Source organism: Peribacillus sp. NPDC056705, assembly GCF_043656335.1.
In genome coordinates this window covers 88069-105397 of sequence record NZ_JBHTYI010000002.1, presented here as the reverse complement: position 1 = coordinate 105397, position 17329 = coordinate 88069, and the positions used below count along the sequence as shown (strand labels likewise).

14 protein-coding genes are annotated in these 17329 nt (G+C 41.7%); 1 reads left to right on the top strand and 13 read right to left on the bottom strand.

The window, feature by feature from the left end; all coding sequences use genetic code 11:
• Window positions 1-4: 4 nt before the first annotated feature.
• Genes ACFRAK_RS02910 through ACFRAK_RS02890 form a run of 5 tightly spaced genes read right to left on the bottom strand, consistent with a single transcriptional unit; the run spans window position 5 to window position 5188 of the window.
• On the bottom strand, window positions 5-1279 hold the full coding sequence (locus ACFRAK_RS02910) for a peptidase (RefSeq protein ID WP_394571273.1): 1275 nt from the start codon (window positions 1277-1279) through the stop codon (window positions 5-7).
• 25 nt (window positions 1280-1304) lie between these two features.
• Entirely contained in the window at window positions 1305-2486 is a 1182-nt protein-coding gene (locus ACFRAK_RS02905) for a thiolase family protein (RefSeq protein WP_387600851.1), read from the bottom strand.
• 11 nt (window positions 2487-2497) lie between these two features.
• On the bottom strand, window positions 2498-3157 hold the full coding sequence (locus ACFRAK_RS02900; RefSeq protein ID WP_260285568.1) for a 3-oxoacid CoA-transferase subunit B: 660 nt from the start codon (window positions 3155-3157) through the stop codon (window positions 2498-2500).
• On the bottom strand, window positions 3142-3840 hold the full coding sequence (locus ACFRAK_RS02895; protein WP_387600847.1) for a CoA transferase subunit A: 699 nt from the start codon (window positions 3838-3840) through the stop codon (window positions 3142-3144). The genes ACFRAK_RS02900 and ACFRAK_RS02895 overlap by 16 nt, the downstream gene beginning before the upstream one ends.
• A complete protein-coding gene (locus ACFRAK_RS02890) occupies window positions 3821-5188 on the bottom strand; it encodes an aspartate aminotransferase family protein (protein ID WP_394571272.1) in 1368 nt (455 codons plus the stop codon). The genes ACFRAK_RS02895 and ACFRAK_RS02890 overlap by 20 nt, the downstream gene beginning before the upstream one ends.
• Window positions 5189-5347: 159 nt before the next feature.
• On the opposite strand from ACFRAK_RS02890, the gene ACFRAK_RS02885 reads away from it, so the two are divergent.
• Window positions 5348-6907 carry a PucR family transcriptional regulator gene (locus ACFRAK_RS02885; protein WP_387600841.1) on the top strand — a complete coding sequence of 520 codons (1560 nt, stop codon included), beginning with the start codon at window positions 5348-5350 and terminating at the stop codon, window positions 6905-6907.
• A gap of 168 nt (window positions 6908-7075) precedes the next feature.
• Here ACFRAK_RS02885 and ACFRAK_RS02880 read toward each other — a convergent pair whose 3' ends face one another.
• From ACFRAK_RS02880 to ACFRAK_RS02845, 8 genes are all read right to left on the bottom strand, one after another.
• Window positions 7076-7756 (bottom strand): DUF975 family protein, encoded by a 681-nt coding sequence (locus tag ACFRAK_RS02880; protein WP_387706244.1) that lies wholly within the window; start codon window positions 7754-7756, stop codon window positions 7076-7078.
• 435 nt (window positions 7757-8191) lie between these two features.
• Entirely contained in the window at window positions 8192-9367 is a 1176-nt protein-coding gene (locus ACFRAK_RS02875) for a M20 family metallopeptidase (protein ID WP_387600835.1), read from the bottom strand.
• 296 nt (window positions 9368-9663) lie between these two features.
• Window positions 9664-11268 carry an amidohydrolase gene (locus ACFRAK_RS02870; RefSeq protein ID WP_394571271.1) on the bottom strand — a complete coding sequence of 535 codons (1605 nt, stop codon included), beginning with the start codon at window positions 11266-11268 and terminating at the stop codon, window positions 9664-9666.
• A 90-nt stretch (window positions 11269-11358) separates the two neighbouring features.
• Complete coding sequence (gene brnQ, locus ACFRAK_RS02865; RefSeq protein ID WP_394571270.1) at window positions 11359-12690, bottom strand: branched-chain amino acid transport system II carrier protein; 1332 nt, start codon at window positions 12688-12690, stop codon at window positions 11359-11361.
• Between the two features lie 240 nt (window positions 12691-12930).
• Window positions 12931-14295: a sigma-54 interaction domain-containing protein gene (locus ACFRAK_RS02860; RefSeq protein WP_387601037.1), complete on the bottom strand. Its 1365-nt coding sequence runs from the start codon at window positions 14293-14295 to the stop codon at window positions 12931-12933.
• A 251-nt stretch (window positions 14296-14546) separates the two neighbouring features.
• Window positions 14547-14801 carry a biotin/lipoyl attachment domain-containing protein gene (locus ACFRAK_RS02855; RefSeq protein ID WP_076364404.1) on the bottom strand — a complete coding sequence of 85 codons (255 nt, stop codon included), beginning with the start codon at window positions 14799-14801 and terminating at the stop codon, window positions 14547-14549.
• Window positions 14802-14838: 37 nt separating this feature from the next.
• A complete protein-coding gene (locus ACFRAK_RS02850; RefSeq protein WP_387600826.1) occupies window positions 14839-16104 on the bottom strand; it encodes a Glu/Leu/Phe/Val family dehydrogenase in 1266 nt (421 codons plus the stop codon).
• A gap of 22 nt (window positions 16105-16126) precedes the next feature.
• Window positions 16127-17320 (bottom strand): ornithine--oxo-acid transaminase, encoded by a 1194-nt coding sequence (locus ACFRAK_RS02845; RefSeq protein ID WP_192206213.1) that lies wholly within the window; start codon window positions 17318-17320, stop codon window positions 16127-16129.
• Between the last annotated feature and the right edge of the window lie 9 nt (window positions 17321-17329).

The window sequence follows — 17329 nt, the reverse complement described above, 5'->3', positions numbered from 1 at the left end:
TAATTCAGATATTGTCCTTGATACTACACCACTGAATTATAGTTAATGCAATAATTTCTGCAGATTTAAAAACTTTATCCAATTCAATATACTCATCCGGGAAGTGTGCCATTTCCGTTGTCCCTGGTCCAAAAACCACCGTTGGAATTTTCCCTACTTCTGTAAGCAATCCCCCGTCAGTTCCCCAAGGAGAAGCCTCTATCACGGGTTCTTCACCAGTAGTTTCTCTATATTGGTGAACTAACGTATTCATCAAATCATGTTCAAGATCGATTTCCCCTGGTAGCCATCGAGCACCAAACCATTCTAAGACAGGTGGATTTTCCTTAAACCATGGGTCCAGGACTGAAAGTTGTTGTAGACATTCCTCCATTTCATGTTGTGCAGCTTCTATCTTCTCGTTAGGTGCTACACCCATTCTTCCCTCTATTTTCAGCAAATCAGGTACTGAAGATGGCCAGTTTCCTCCTGAAACTACTCCGATATTAATAGGAATGGGGATAGGTGTCTGCTCGTATAAAGGATCATTAATACGTTGATTCCGTTTAAACTCCAAAGCCCTGATTTGCTCCGCTAGTACCATTGCTTTATCAAAAGCGCTTACTCCCTCATATCGTGTTCCCCCGTGGGCTGACCGTCCTTTGACAAAGATCCTAAACCACATGGATCCTTGCTGTTTAGGGAAAACTCTCATATTTGTAGGTTCAGTGATTAGTGCAGCATCAGCTTTATAGCCTTTTAGAATAGCAGATAAAGTCCCTGTTCCACCACTCTCTTCTTCTATAACACTCTGAAAAATAACGTCGCCTCTAAGCTTAATATCGAGTTGCAGAATGGCTTGTAAGGCTAAAAGAAATGAAACGAGCCCACCTTTCATATCCGTAACACCACGACCATACATTTTTCCTTCCTTAATCGCTCCACTATAGGGAACATCTGTCCATTGTTCATGATCACCTTCAGGGACAACATCAATATGTCCGTTTAAGATTATGGAACGGCCACCGCCTGTCCCGGGTAGAACACCTACAACATTAGGACTTCCTGTAAAATCATCCCTTGACGAGCAAAAGTAGGGACTTTCGGTTAATTCTTTTCCACATGGCTCCCAGGCATCCACCTTTAACCCCATATTCGATAATACTTCAGTGATTATTGATTGCGCTTTTGCCTCATTTTTAGAAATACTAGGAGATTGTACAAGTCGTTGTAATAATTCTGTACCTTCTTCATAATGCTCTGTTAACCATGTTTGAATTTGTTCTTTGATTAATTGCAATACAGTTCACCTCGCTTTTATGTGGTTATAATGTTAGGTTTTCATATATGACGGTAAGCCCCATTCCTCCGGCCATACATAGCGTCACCATTCCATACTTTGTTTTGGTACGTAACATTTCATTCATTAGACTAACAGTTAGCTTAGCACCAGTTGCTCCAACTGGATGCCCCAATGCAATAGCTCCACCATTAACATTTACTTTTGAATAGTCTAACTCTAGTTCTTTAATAACAGCTAATGCCTGTGCTGCAAAGGCTTCATTAAGCTCAATCAAACCAATATCATCTAAAGTTAATCCGGCTAATTCCAGTGCTTTTTTTGTTGCTGGAACAGGTCCAATCCCCATAATGCCTGGCTCAACACCAGCACTGGAAAATGCTTTCACTTTTAACAAAGGTTTAATACCTTTTTGTATAGCTTTCTTTTTTGACATCATTAAAACTGCTGCTGCTCCATCGTTCATAGGGCACGCATTCCCAGCAGTGATTGACCCATCCGATTTAAAAACAGGTGGAAGATTGATTAATTTTTCTAGCTGAATATCCGAGCGTACAGACTCATCTGCCCTGAATAGGTAAGCTCTTTTCGTATCGGTGACCTGAACTGGTAAAATTTCATCTTTAAAATAATGATTTTCAATAGCCTGAACTGCCTTTTTATGGCTATCAAAGGCAAATTTATCTTGTTCCTCTCGGGAGATACCGTAAATTTGCGTTAAGCGTTCGGCCGTCATTCCCATATGTTCATTTTCCAACGAACAAATTAAACCATCAGTTAATAGGGCATCTTCCATTTCTACGTTCCCAAACTTTGTCCCCCATCTATTTTTAACTATATATGGGACCTGACTCATATTCTCTACCCCACCAGCAATTACCACCTCTTCTTGACCGGCCTTAATCGTTAAGGCCGCGTTAGTAATCGCTTTTAAACTAGAACCACATGCCTTGATCACTACATGTCCTGGAACACTCGTTGGGAATCCAGCTAATTGCGATGATATTCTAGCTGAATTCAATCCTCCCCCATGTACATATCCATGTCCAAATATCACTTCATTTACATCCGCTTTGGTAAGAGTGGTCTTATCCATTAAACCCTCCAATATTTGTCTTCCCATTTCAGTGGCGGAAACACTTTTAAGGGACTTTCCAAATGCACCCACTCCAGTACGAACTCCTGATACGATGACGGCATCTTCCATTTCATTCACTCCTAAACTTTTCCTGTGGTTTTTAATACTTTCAATTGTGCATCTGTATGTTTAATTACATCTTCCACTGTGTAAGGCTCCATAACTTCTTTTAACTCTAATCCTTGTGGCGTTACCTCGATCACAGCCATTTCAGTGATGATCAAACTAACACAACCTTTAGCGGTAAGTGGTAGTGTACATTCCTTCAGTATTTTCGATTTACCTTGTTTGTTTGTATGGTTCATCAATACAATTACCTTTTTAGACTTTTGAGCCAACTCCATCGCCCCACCCATACCAGGGACAAGTTTTCCAGGAACTATCCAATTTGCCAGGTCGCCTTCTTCGCTTACTTCAAGGGCTCCTAAAATGGTAACATCTAAACGGCCTCGCCGGATCATGCCAAATGCAGTAGCACTGTCAAAAAAGGAGGCTCCTTGAACCACCGAACAGGGATAACCACCGGCATTACATAAATTAGGATTAATATCACTCCTGTTTGGTGTCGGACCAGTGCCCAACACTCCATTTTCGGCATGGAATTGGACAGAAATATCCGATGGGATATAATCAGCAATTAATGTAGGAATGCCTATTCCTAGATTAACAATCATTCCATTTTCTATTTCTTGGGCAGCGCGCTTAGCGATACGATGGCGTTCTTCTACTCCCAAACCCATTTCCAATTCACTCCTTCACTTGGAATTACCATATCCACAAAGATTCCAGGGGTTATAATCGATTCTGGATCAAGTTCACCAACTTGAACAATCTCATCTGCTTCAACTATCGTAAAATCCCCCGCCATGGCAACTAAAGGGTTAAAATTACGTGCGCTTTTATCAAATACGAGATTTCCAAGATAATCAGCCTTTGAAGCATGGATTATAGATACTTCAGCAGTTAATGCTGTTTCAATCAAAAATACCTGTCCATTTACAGTAATATGTGTCTTTCCTTCCTCTACAACCGTGGCTAATCCCACATCGGATAAAATACCACCTAATCCCATACCACCGGCTCGAATACGTTCAATCAACGTTCCTTGTGGAGAAAATGTTACGTCCATTTCCCCCTTGTTCATTAATTGACCGGCTATTGGGTTGGAGCCAATATGAGAAGTAATTAGTTTCTTCACCCTTCCTGAACTAATCAATCTCCCAACCCCAACGTCCGGGAAACCTGCGTCATTACCTATTAAACTTAAATGTTTACATCCTTTATTCAATATCCCTTCTACAATGGTAGGGGGAGTGCCAATGCCGCCAAATCCTCCGTACATTAAGGAGCATCCGTCGGAAATTCTTTGAAGGGCAGCCTCTAAAGTACTTACCTTTCCTTGTTTAGACTTGGACAGTAGCATTGATCTTGCCCTCCATGTTGAGTTCACATTGCACTTCAGAAATTGCTTCTTCTAAAATATCTACTAAACTATCAATTTCATCTTTTGTAATAACCAAAGGTGGCGAAATGATAATAGCATCCCCCATTCCATTAATGGCTCCTGACGCTGGGTAAACAAGTAACCCTTTTTCAAAGGCTTGTTTAATTACCCTATTTGTTACATTTAATTCAGGTGGATAAGGGTTTTTCTTTTCACGGTCGGCTACAAACTCCATTCCAATTAAAAGGCCCTTTCCTCGTACGTCCCCAATCATTTCGCAAGACTTTAAAAGCGCTTTCAATTTACTCATAAGATATATCCCTTGTTCTTCTGCCTTTTCTACCAATTGATGTTTCTCCACGTATTTAATAACCTTTAGCGCAACTGCTGCAGATTGAGGATTGGCACTATAAGTATGGCCTCCCATAATGGACTTAGATCCATTTAATATAGGTTCCATAACTTTATCACTGACTAGAGTAGCTGCCATTGGGGTATACCCTGAGCTCATTCCTTTTCCTAGAGTAATGAGGTCTGGAGTAACATTCCAATGTTCTATTGCAAACATCTTCCCAGTACGGCCTATTCCTGTCATTACCTCATCTGCAATAAATAGGACGTTATAACGCTCACAAATCTCCTTGATTTTTTGATAGTAATTAGCCGGTGGAGTGATGGCCCCCCCAGAAGCACCTATAATTGGCTCGGCAATAAATGCAGCAACACGTTCTTCCCCAATACGCCTAATTTCCATTTCAAGTTCTTGAGCACAAAGAAGACCAAATTCTTCTTCAGTTAAATGATCAGGTCGACGATAAGTGTAAGGGGCAGCTACTGAAGGATAATCAGCTAACATCGCTGCAAACCTCTGTCTTCTTAATATATGTCCTGACATGGATAATGCTCCCATTGTAATGCCATGATAACTAGTCCACCTAGATATAATGCGATCCTTTTGTGGTTGTCCTTTTTCTTGCCAATATTGTATAGCAATCTTCATCGCTGTCTCGGTCGCTTCTGAACCACTATTTACAAAGAATGACCAATTAAGATCTCCCGGAGCCAATTGACTCAATTTCTCTGCTAGTTTTTCAGCCGGTTCATTGGTAAATTGTGATCTATAAGAAAATGAAATTTTTTCTGCCTGTGCAAGGGTTTCTTTAATAATCTCCTGTACACCGTGTCCAATACTTACCGTTACAGCTCCAGACGACCCATCCATATATTTCTTACCGCCCTGATCATATATATATATGCCTTTTGCAGATGCAGCTATTGGATATTGCTGTCCTAATACCGGTTTAATTAAATAATCTCGTTCCTTCATCCATTACATCTCCTTTGGAATTATAAGAGTATATGAAAACTTTATTAAAATTTCTGACAGATAACAATTTGACAAACGTATGAAAAAATAGATGTTCCATTATACACCGCGTATAATGGATGATAGGATAAACTAAGTTTAATCACTAGGGGGCTATCTATGGCTATTCGGATTTCAGAAGCTTTGCAACTGCCTATCATGAAACAAACAAAATTAAAGGCTGGAAAAAAGGGGTTACAAAATTGGATCAAATGGGTAACTATTGTGGAGGTAATTGAAGATATCTATCGTTTACAAGATGGAGAGTTTTTGATCACAACAGGATTCGGATTAGGAGAAAATACGAAGAAACGCAAGGAATTCGAAAAGCTTTTATCCATCGGAAAACTATCTGGAATAGCTATATATACAGGATTTTATTTAAAGGAAATTCCAAAATCATTTATTACCATCGCAGATGAATATGCCTTACCTTTAATTGAAATTCCAGCGAACATAAACTTTTCTATGATTACAAAAGAACTACTGGTACAAATTGTTAACAAACAAAGCCAAACATTTGAATATTCACTACGAATCCATCAGGATTTTACACGGCTTGTATTAGAACAACACGGATTTGACCCCATTACAAAAACCCTTCATGAAATAATTGATGCAAGTGTAATCCTTATAGCAAAAGATGAAATAATAAGTTCCTACATAAAACATGACTTCATTGATATTAACAATTTAAAAAATCTAAATGAAAAACAAATGGATAACTACAAAATTAATAGTCAACCTATTATAGCTAATAAAAATACCTATGGAAGTCTACTCATTATAAAGGAAAAAAGGTTATCGGATGAATTGGATTCAATTGCAATTGAGCATGCCACTACTGTATTTGCGATTGAATTTTTGCGGAGGAAAGCAGTGGAGGAGACACAATTGAGGCTCACTAGTGACTTCCTGGAAGAAGTATTAAATCCTATAATCCCAAATAATAAAGATATGATCGAGAGAGGACGTAAACTGGGAGTAGACCTAACGAATCCACAAAGTATCATATACATTTATTTTCCATTATTGAAAGAGGAGAAAATCAAGGAAAAATACAATGAGTTAACCGAAACTATTCAATACACCATGGGAAAGTCAAAAATCCCCTACCTCATGAGGACAAAATCCGATAGTGTCATTATTTTGGTGGAAGCAAAACCTGGATTAAATATTTTAGAGTTAGCTGAGAACCTCTTGAATAATTGGAATTCGACATTATCAAATGAACAAATAGCTATAGGTATTGGTAAAACAACTGCCGACGTTTATCAATTACACAAAAGTGCTGCTGAATCTGAGCAAGCAGCGCGATTTTCCCAAATTCTATTTAAACCAAAATCCATAGTCCATTATAACGATTTTGGCGTATATCAATTACTCATTGAAATGAAAGAATCAGGGGTAGATTTAGAAGAGTTTTACCAAAAATACATTGGAAATCTACTTGATTCAAAAGGTATAGACCTCATTACTACACTTGAAGCTTATCTTTTTTTCAATCAAAGTATCAAAGAAACAGCAAGCGAGCTATATATTCATCGCCATACACTGAAGTACAGGTTAGAACAGATACAGAAAAAAACTGGATTAGACCTAAACAATTATGATAATGGCATAAAGTTATACTTAGCTATTTTGGCATATAAATTATTGAAATACATTCAAATTCAGTAAGGTGAAACGGATTTAACAACCCTTCACCTCCTTGGAGAATATGCATTTGATTCACGCTTTTCCCGCAGGAGTCTCGCACCTTACGTTCCAATCAACATTTGAAATTTTAGGTAATGCCCCTTTTGTCTACAAATTCAAACCGATAGCCATGGGCTATCGGTTGATCTTTTATCCCTCTATTTGTTGATCGTCGTCAATATCTCCTTGAGGCACGATTAATTCGTTATAGAATGCAGCCATTGTTGTTCCCGCATAAGGAATCAACCATAGTAAACCAATTCCAACCGTGAACATGCAAAGGATGCCCCACCCGATGAAGCTTAGGTGCATAAGGAAATACTTCCATTTCAAGCCCTTCATTCTTTTTCTGCTTTCTGTAATGGCTTCAAGCACCGTGTATTCAGGATGATCCTTCAATAAGAAAAACTGCTGCGAATAGGCGATAGCTTTGATGATACCTGGAATGATTAATAATAATGACCATAAAAAAATGAAAATTGCTTGTAAGATGGATGCCCCAATAAGTTTGAAAGAGGTTTTTCCATCTTTATAGATGGCGAATACTTCTGGAATATCAGGGTTTCCTTCCCTAACCAAATTCAGGTAGAACCAAGTGGTCGAAATGGTAAGCGGGATTAAGGCAATGGAAAAGACCATGCTGAAGATATCCGACCATAATGGTGTTTCTTCCTGCATGAGCCATTGTGAAAACCCACCGCTTCCGATCACATCGACAATTAAAGGTAAAATGAGGTTGATCAAGAACAAGAGCAACATAAGCGAAATAGTTACTCCCCATTTACCTCCCAACGACTGAAGGGCTTTCCTCTTTAATTCTGAGATTCTCATACTCTGTTTTAACTCCCCTTTTTTAAATGGCGGAATTCTGAATGTTCCTTTTTTATTGTAAATATGGATGGATTCAGAAAAACCACTATTTATTTGATGTTTAAATCTCACGTTGTATTTTAACATAATATTTCTGGTCGTGGGCTTAAATTCCTAGAAAGCACACATGGATAAAGGCAAGCGGTTGAACCGGTTTCGGGCTGCCATGATCAACTCCTTTCATCCCCTTGGTCTACTGGCTTGTTTGTTCCATAACAGTTTATGAAGGGGAATAAGGCATTATGCGCTTCTAAATTAAAATACCTTCGCGAAACCCTACCCTGTTTAGAGGGTGAACGGTCAGCGAAGGCGCTTGGATTTATATTGGTAAAAAGTCCTTTCGTTAATCTAGTTCTTTTTTCCTTCTCCCAGATAGGCCGGGCCGCTCATTTAATACTATCCTAAGATCTTTCGAACAGCATGGATAAAAATGTTAACACCGTACTCCATGGCATCTTCGTCAAAAGTAAAACGCGGATGATGGTGGGGATAGGCGATTCCCTTTTCCTTATTCCCAGCTCCTATCAAGAAATAATTGCTAGGTGCCTCCTGTTGGAAAGCCGAAAAGTCCTCAGCCCCCATCGTCGGTTTTTGGTGGTCGACAGAATGTTCTCCATAAACTTCACGGACAGTTTCTTCAATGAGCCTGGTGACCTCATTGTCATTTATGACCGGCCGATATCCAGTTAGATAGTTGAATTCATAAGAGGCGCCATGTGCTTCCGTAATGCCTTTGATTACCCTTTCCATAAGAATTGGCATGGATTCCCGGAATTTCAAATCAAAACTTCGAACCGTCCCGCTGATCTCAACGGAGTTCGCAATGACATTAGCCGCTTCCCCGCCAACGAACTTTCCGATGGAGAGAACCAAGTTGTCCAACGGATCTGTATTGCGGGACACGATATATTGAAGGTTCGTAACGACCTGGGCACCGATTGCGATGCTGTCAATCGTTTCATGAGGTGCAGAACCATGCCCTCCCTTTCCATTGATGGTCAGAAAGAAACCATCCGGCGCAGCCATCATCGGTCCATACACGATGCCAACTTTCCCGACTTCAAAGGTGGACATGAGGTGGGCACCAATCACGATATCCACATCTTCCATAACGCCTGCATCTACCATTTCCTGCGCTCCCCCAGGAAAATACTCTTCGGCATGCTGAAAAAAGAAGCGGACTTCACCTTTCAGGCTATCTTTCATTCCGGAAAGGATTTTCGCCGTACCAAGAAGCATCGCTGTATGACCATCATGACCGCAAGCATGCATGACACCTGGTGTTTTGGATTTAAAGTCGAAAGAGTTCTCTTCCTCGATCGGCAGTGCATCCATATCTGCACGGATGCCTAATGTTTTTCCAGTCTGTGTACCAATCAAGCGGGCCATCACACTGTATTTTGTCGGACGTGTAACTTCCAGGTTTCCAAATGACAACAGGGTGTCGTATACGAATTGCGATGTCTTCTCTTCTTGATAGGATAATTCCGGATGCTGGTGAAGATGACGTCGCCAAGCAATCACATCTTCTCTTACACTTTTTATTTCCGGATATAACTTCAAACTTTGCATGACCATTTCCTCCTCAAATATGAACAATAAAATCTATCCATCCAGTAAATCAGCAAGTTGTGTGCCAATTATTGATCTTCTGCATTTAACCATCCGGCTTCTTGAAAAATTGGATTTCAGCAGGCCCTATGAGCCTTAGACACTCAAACGGCAACATCGCTTTCAAGGCTCCCTCGCATGGAAGTGTAAAATTTTTTACCCTTTAGCGTAAAACTTTTTTTACTACTATTGAACATCCGTACCAAGAAAGGGAAAGGGACGAAAAGGAAACCTGCCCCCTTTTCGTCCCCATTTTTCTATTTAGTTATCGTCGTTTCTTTTTGATAAACCAAAGAACCGCCCATATAGGTTTCTTCCACTGTAATCCTATCGATTTCCTCCGGCCTGATCGCCAAAATATCTTGGTCGAGCACAATGAAATCTGCATGATAGCCCGGAGTGAGCTGCCCGATATCCGGGATTCTCGTTATCTCCTGAGCGGCCCTTGTATATAGTGTAATCGCTGTAGGCACATCTACACGCTGATCCTGACCTGTGTCAGTACCGTCATAGGCAACGCGGGTTACGGCTGCCTTGATTCCAACGAACGGATTGACCGGATCGACCCATGCCGTTGCAGGTGCATCGGAAGAGAATGCCAGTTTAATGCCTGCTTCTAACATGGATTGGATGGGGTAGGCTCGCCTTGTGCGATCTGCACCCAGATTATTAAGGTAGCTTTCGATTTCGGCATATAAGAAGATTGGTTGGGGAACAAAAGCGATACCCGTTTCAGCTGCCCGCTGAAGTGCTTGCTTTGTAGGCATGGCTGCATGTTCGATCCTTATCGATGGACCATCCGCGATCCATCCCGTTTTTCCGTAAAAGGTATTCACGATCAAATCGATCGCTTGCTCCCCCATTGCATGTATGACCAATTGAATATTGTTTTTCCTGGCTGCCTCAGCTGCACTTAACAACTCTGCCTCTGATGTCATCTGTATGCCATGGTTCTTTTCTTCCCCTAAAAATGGCGGATCGACCCACGCCGTTTGACCTGACACGCTGCCATCCGAGAATAACTTAACCCCACCTATATGATTCTGGCTTTCTCTGTTTGTTTTACCTTTATCCAGGATCATATCATTCTTCATATCTTCCCAAATGTAGTATAAAACTGTACGTTGCTTCAGGCCCTTTTCGCTTGCTGCCCTATACAGATCCAAGTAATCGATCGGCTTGGTCCTTGCCAGGAGTTCAGTGATTGCCGTGATCCCGTGTGATAATAATTTGGGACTCAGTTCGGCAAGAGTATCCGTTTCTTCTTCAAATGTTTGAACCGGCATCACTTTATTGACCAATTCTTTTGCATTTTCCCGTAATATCCCTGTCGGCTCCCCTTCTGAATCCCTGTCAATCTCCCCCCCTGCTGGATTTGGCGTGTCCTTCGTGATCCCGGCCAATTCCAATGCCTTGCTGTTGACGGCGATAATATGGCCGCAGGTCCGGGTTATGACAACAGGGATGTCCGTTGTCGCCCTATCCAAATCGTAGCGTGAAGGGGACCTTCCTTCCGTCAATTTCCCTTCATCATATCCCCAGCTTTCAATCCAATCCCCTGAATTATGGGATTCACACTGTTCACGAACGGCCTTGATCAAATCCTCAATCGATTCAACGACAGGGGGCATACATGGAATTTGCTTGGCTGCCTTAGCTAAAAACAGCGGATGCAGATGTGCATCAATTAGCCCGGGAAGTACCCGCCGCCCTAGAAGATCGATCCGTTCCCCATTCATTCCATCTGTCTCTGACTGTTCTCCAACCCACTCGATGCGCCCATTATGAACAACCATGGCACTCGCATAAGGTTGTTTCGGATTCGCTGTAAATATTTTTCCGTTTATATAAATACATTTCATATTTCCCTCTCCTTAGTAAGTAAAATCTAAATGATGAAATCTTAATCACCTATTTATTTTCCTATTCAAACTTATGACCTTTCTCGGCATTTAAGATGAATGGTTTTCGCCATTCATGGGGCTTGAAGGAATTTCCTGGGCCTGTTTTCCGTGGATGAACGTTCCTGCCACGAATCCCAGTACCGCCGGAATGAGCCATGCAAACCCATACGAACTGAACGGAATGATGGAAATGAAATCATTCATGAATCCCACATGGAGGCCGATGCTTTCCAATGTTTCGCATAAACTGATGATGAACGTGGCCAGGACCGACCCCTTATAGGCTCCCGCGTTTGGTATGTATTTGCGGAAAACGCCAAGTATGACAACCACAATCGAAACAGGGTAAATTCCCATGAATAATGGTACGGAGTAGTCGATGATCTTTTCGACACCCATTAGACCCATCAACACTCCCGTGGCGCAAACGACGATCACCCAATTACGATAGCTCACTTTTTGCTTCGTCAACCCGCTAAGGAAGTCCGCTATCGAAGCGGTTATTCCAATCGAGGTGGTAAGGCACGCTAATGAAACCGCTATGGCCAATGCAATCGTCCCGTAATCTCCAAGCAGATTATAGACCAGGCCCGTCACCAGCTGCGCATTCTCCATGTCATTAGGGAATAACCCGCTTCCTGTAGCACCGATATACAGAAGCCCCCCGTATATGATGAGCAATCCCAAACCAGCCACTATGGTTCCATTCATGACCACTTTCTTCATTTTGGAAGGTTCGGCATATCCTTTTGCCGCAATCGAGCCAATGAAAACCGAGGCACAAAGAAGGCCCGTGAACACGTCACCCGTCTGATAAGCACTAAAAAAGGAGTGGCCGAACGGATTTTGAATACCCGTATTTACAGGCGCCCCCAATGGATCGAATGTGCCTTTGATGACGATAAAAAGAAGAATCGCGAACAGGGCAGGCGTTAGCACTTGTCCGACTTTATCAATGAGATTAGATCGATCGCTGGCAAAATAAAAATTCAATCCAAAGAAAATGATCATCGTCACGAAAGATGGCACATTCGGGAATAATGTATGAACCCCCATCTCATGGGTCGTAGCGGCCGTCCGGGGTACAGTGACGAGCATCGCGATCCCTATCATGACGACCAGATTGAATACCTTATAAAACCAGGGGCTTATCGGCCTTGTCAGTTCTTCAAATTTCCCTTTTGAATTCAGGACCGCCACAACTCCCAGTATGGGGAGTACGATTCCCGTAAGAATGAAGCCAACTAGCGCCACAAGCCAATCCGACCCTGATGCAAGTCCGATCGACGGTGGGAAAATCAGGTTGCCAGCCCCAAAAAATACAGCAAATAAAGCAAAACCAAAAATAAGGCTGTCACGTACTATCTTGTTTGTATTCATCCATTCACCTCTATTTTTTTATCACTCGATGAAGCCTCTTTTCATACGCCTATCCTAGTAATAAGCAAATACCGTGCCAACCTTAATAATATTTGAATAGTTTTTATCCATACTAACCTAGGACGCTACATACAAGGCAAAAAGGGCCACGATTCTATTTAGCGTATAGAATCGTGGCCCTTCGATTATCAAAATCCATTATGAAGGGGTGAAATTTTTCCCCCTAGCGTAAAAAAAATTTTACCGCAATTTATGTTTCTCCATTTTATATTTCAATAATTGTTTAGAGATGCCAAGCTGTCTGGCAGATTCCGCAATTTTCCCATTCGTGTTTTTCAATTGACGAACAATGATCTCTTTTTCATATTGCTGAACCGCATCCTTTAAGGAATCCACATTAAGATTGTTGTCTTTGGCCATTGGAGTTTCCGTATAATCTCTGATTCTTCCGGGAATATCATCAAGGGTGATTCTACTTGACTGGACATGATTATATGCCGTCTCGACCGCGTTTTTCAATTCCCTGATATTCCCTGGCCATGGATATCTTTTGAAGCATTGGAGCACTTCATCCTGAACACCGTCTATATAAATATTCATCGTATTGTTGTAAAAATTCAGATAATAGTCAACAAGGACTTCTATATCTTCTTTTCTTTCCATCAAGCTTGGCAAGTCAATCTGCACGACACCAATTCTATAGAATAAATCTTCCCGCAGCCGTTTCTCCGCCAGTAAAATATCCGGTACCTCATTCGTTGCTGAAATCACCCTAATGTCCAAGCGGATATTTTTCTTTCCACCCAGTCTCCTGATCGTTTTCTCTTCAATCGCTTTCAGAAGCTTCACCTGAAGATCAATATCCAAGGAATTGATTTCATCCAGAAATAAAGTTCCCCCTTCGGCCTGTTCGAATAGACCCGGCATATCTTCCGACCCGGTGAAGCTCCCTTTATTCGTACCAAACAAAGTGCTTTCCCATAAACTAGCAGGAACTGCACTGCAGTTAAGTGAAATGAAGGGCTTTCCAAATCGATCGCTTAAATTATGGATCGCCTGGGCGATAAGTTCTTTTCCTGTGCCCGTTTCCCCAACGATCAACACATTTGAGGTCGTTAGCGCAATTCTTCCAAGTTTATCTTTAATTCTTTCCATTTTAGGGTTAACCGTGATGATATCATCGATCGTATAAACGGTATTATTTCTCCTGAAAATTTTATGGCTCGAATATTTGTCCAAATGTTGGATGGCATCCTTGGAAAAGAAACGCTTAGAGAATTCCACGGCCCCAATGATTTTACCGTTTTCGGCTATCGGAAATGTGGAATTGATCGTTTCGATGACCTCTCCCGTTTTGGTGATCATCTCTTGTTTTATATTACATAACGGTTTTCCCGTCCTTAACACATTCATGAGCGTACTATTTTCGTTCGTGATGTTTTTATAAAAGGAAGTGACACTCTTCCCCATGAATTCTTCCGGCCTTATCCCAAGCTCTTTAAGGACATTTAAATCTGCCATATCATAAAAAATGATCATCCCTTTATCATCTACGACCAAAACATTATCAAAGTCGGATAATCGCCTGAATATATCCACATCCATATTCACCCTTCCCGCCTCCTCTCAACTTTACATATTCAAACCCTGACAATCCCCGCAGATCTGTTGTAGCTTCATGGGTTGAAACTGCTTTGTGCATTGTCCAATCATTCTGATATTTTACCATGAAACAGGGCGTTTTTTCTTTTCAAACTTTTTCCTGGCTTTATGATTACCATTTAAATGATCACAGCAAAAAAGAGCATCCCAAAGCAGAAATCGCTTCCGCCTTTGGAACACCCTCTTTCCTATAATCAATCAGAGCCAGTTATAACAAAATCGTCTTGGAGCAAAGCTAAAGGAAGCTTTCTATTAATAGGATCCCCTGCCGAAACATTAATTTCAGTAATGTGACCACTGGCACCTATTGAAACATCAATCAATTTCCCATCCTCCGTTTTCACTAAAAAGAGCCTCTCCCATTCATAAACATAGGAATTCTTTTGAACGTAAACTTGTTCGACGGTCCCATCCTGAGCACACTCGATGGTATGAATCGGTTTTAACACGGAATCACTCCTCCACTCTCCATTATTTGACTAAAGCTTATACCCAGCCACGGAATATTGAGGCTTCTGCCATTTTTCTGACACCGACCATATACGCTGCCAGCCTCATATCCACTTTTCTTGTCGCGGACATTTCATATACTTGATTAAATGAATTGACCAATAACTCTTTTAATTTGGTTTGGACTTCAGCATCTTCCCAATAATAACCTTGATTATTTTGAACCCATTCAAAGTAAGAAACAGTCACACCGCCTGAACTTGCCAATACATCAGGTACGAGAAGAACATTGCGTTCCGTCAAGATCTTGGTTGCCTCCAATGTAGTCGGTCCATTCGCTGCCTCCACGACAATTTGGGCTTTGATAAGATGGGCATTTTCTTTGGTGATTTGATTGGAGATGGCAGCAGGCACTAAAATATCACAATCTTGTTCCAGAAGTTCCTTATTGGTGATTGTATTATCGAATAGTGTCGTTACCGTTCCAAAGCTATCCCTTTTATCAAGTAAGTAATCGATATCCAGACCATCCTGGTTATAAATGGCACCATATGCGTCCGATATGCCAATCACTTTCGCACCTGCATCATGCATGAATTTGGCCAAAAAGCTTCCTGCATTCCCAAATCCTTGGACGATGATGCGTGCACCTTTCAATTCTATGCCCTTACGCTTTGCAGCTTCCTCGATACAGATCGTGACACCTTGTGCAGTCGCCTTTTCCCTACCATGTGAACCGCCCAGTACCAGTGGCTTACCTGTAATGAAACCAGGAGAATCGTGTTCTCTTATTCTACTGTACTCGTCCATCATCCATGCCATGATTTGTGAATTCGTATAAACATCCGGGGCCGGAATATCTTTTGTCGGCCCCACTATTTGGCTGATTGCCCGAACGTATCCACGGCTAAGCCTTTCCAATTCACCGATGGACATTTGGCGCGGATCACAGATGATGCCGCCTTTTCCTCCGCCATATGGCAGATTCACGATTCCGCATTTCAAACTCATCCACATTGAAAGTGCTTTGACTTCTTCCTCATCGACTTCGGGATGAAAACGGATTCCGCCTTTCGTCGGACCGACAGCATCATTGTGCTGGGCACGGTATCCAGTGAAAATCTTCGTCGTATTGTCATCCATCTTAATCGGAATCCGGACGGTCAGCATCCGGAGAGGTTCCTTCAAAAGCTCGAACACTTCTTCAGAATAGCCAAGCTTATCAAGCGCCTCCTTGATTACGACCTGTGTTGAATCAAGCAAGCTGGCAGTTTCTTTTTCTTCTTTGATCGTTGTACTCAATGGAATTCACCTCATAGGTATATTAGGATAAAACTCTTTTAATGCGTTCGATTGCCCAATCCAAGTCTTCTTTTGTAATAACTAATGGCGGAGCAAAACGGATAACTGTATCATGTGTTTCTTTACATAGCAGTTTTTCTTCTTTAAGCTGCTCACAATAAGGTCTTGCGGCTTCTGTTAATTCGACTCCGATGAATAAGCCTCTGCCGCGGATATCTTTAATCATTGGATTCTTGATTTCTTTTAAACTATCCATAAAGTATTGTCCAAGCTCCAACGAACGTTCTGCAAGCTTCTCTTCTTCAAGAACTTCCAATGAAGCGATGGAAACCGCACATGCCAATGGATTGCCTCCGAATGTAGAACCATGTGAACCAGGATTGAATACGCCAAGGATTTCACGGTTTGCAGCTACGCAAGAGATTGGGAAAACCCCGCCGCCCAGCGCTTTACCTAAAATGTACATGTCCGGAACTACTCCATCCCAGTCTGAGGCGAACATTTTTCCTGAACGTCCAAGTCCTGACTGAATTTCATCAGAAACGAAAAGGACATTATTTTCTTTACATAGGTCGTAAGCTTCTTTTAAGAAACCTTGTGGCGGTATGATGATTCCCGCTTCACCTTGAATCGGTTCGATTAAGAATCCAGCGGTTTGCGGTGTAATCGCTTCTTTCAATGCTTCAAGATCACCGTAAGGGATAAGCTTGATCCCTGGCAGCATCGGTCCGAAGCCCCTTCTATATTCCTCATCTGATGATAAGGACACCGCTGCCATTGTACGGCCATGGAAGTTACCGACACAAGCAATGATTTCAGCTTGGTTTTCTGCGATTCCCTTTACATCATAACCCCAGCGTCTAACAGCTTTGATTGCTGTTTCAACGGCTTCAGCACCCGTATTCATAGGCAGTGCCATGTCTTTTTGCGTAATGCGGGAAACCATTTCATACCATGGGCCCAATTTATCACTATGGAATGCACGGGACGTTAATGTTACGCGATCAGCTTGCTTTTTTAATTCGTCGATGATTTTCGGATGCCTGTGGCCTTGGTTCACTGCTGAATAGGCACTTAGCATATCCATATATTTGTTGCCTTCAGGATCTTCCACCCAAACTCCTTCTGCCTTCGCGATGACGATTGGAAGTGGATTATAATTGTTTGCACCATATTGTTCTGTTTGCTCGATTAATTTTTCCGTTACTGTTGTCATGTTGATTCC

Bases quoted from the DNA above. Each gene is read 5' to 3' on its own strand.
- ACFRAK_RS02905 (WP_387600851.1), bottom strand. From the start codon at position 2,486: ATGGAAGATGCCGTCATCGTATCAGGAGTTCGTACTGGAGTGGGTGCA.
- ACFRAK_RS02900 (WP_260285568.1), bottom strand. From the start codon at position 3,157: ATGGGTTTGGGAGTAGAAGAACGCCATCGTATCGCTAAGCGCGCTGCC.
- ACFRAK_RS02895 (WP_387600847.1), bottom strand. From the start codon at position 3,840: ATGCTACTGTCCAAGTCTAAACAAGGAAAGGTAAGTACTTTAGAGGCT.
- ACFRAK_RS02890 (WP_394571272.1), bottom strand. From the start codon at position 5,188: ATGAAGGAACGAGATTATTTAATTAAACCGGTATTAGGACAGCAATAT.
- ACFRAK_RS02885 (WP_387600841.1), top strand. From the start codon at position 5,348: ATGGCTATTCGGATTTCAGAAGCTTTGCAACTGCCTATCATGAAACAA.
- ACFRAK_RS02880 (WP_387706244.1), bottom strand. From the start codon at position 7,756: ATGAGAATCTCAGAATTAAAGAGGAAAGCCCTTCAGTCGTTGGGAGGT.
- ACFRAK_RS02875 (WP_387600835.1), bottom strand. From the start codon at position 9,367: ATGCAAAGTTTGAAGTTATATCCGGAAATAAAAAGTGTAAGAGAAGAT.
- ACFRAK_RS02870 (WP_394571271.1), bottom strand. From the start codon at position 11,268: ATGAAATGTATTTATATAAACGGAAAAATATTTACAGCGAATCCGAAA.
- brnQ (WP_394571270.1), bottom strand. From the start codon at position 12,690: ATGAATACAAACAAGATAGTACGTGACAGCCTTATTTTTGGTTTTGCT.
- ACFRAK_RS02860 (WP_387601037.1), bottom strand. From the start codon at position 14,295: ATGGATGTGGATATATTCAGGCGATTATCCGACTTTGATAATGTTTTG.
- ACFRAK_RS02845 (WP_192206213.1), bottom strand. From the start codon at position 17,320: ATGACAACAGTAACGGAAAAATTAATCGAGCAAACAGAACAATATGGT.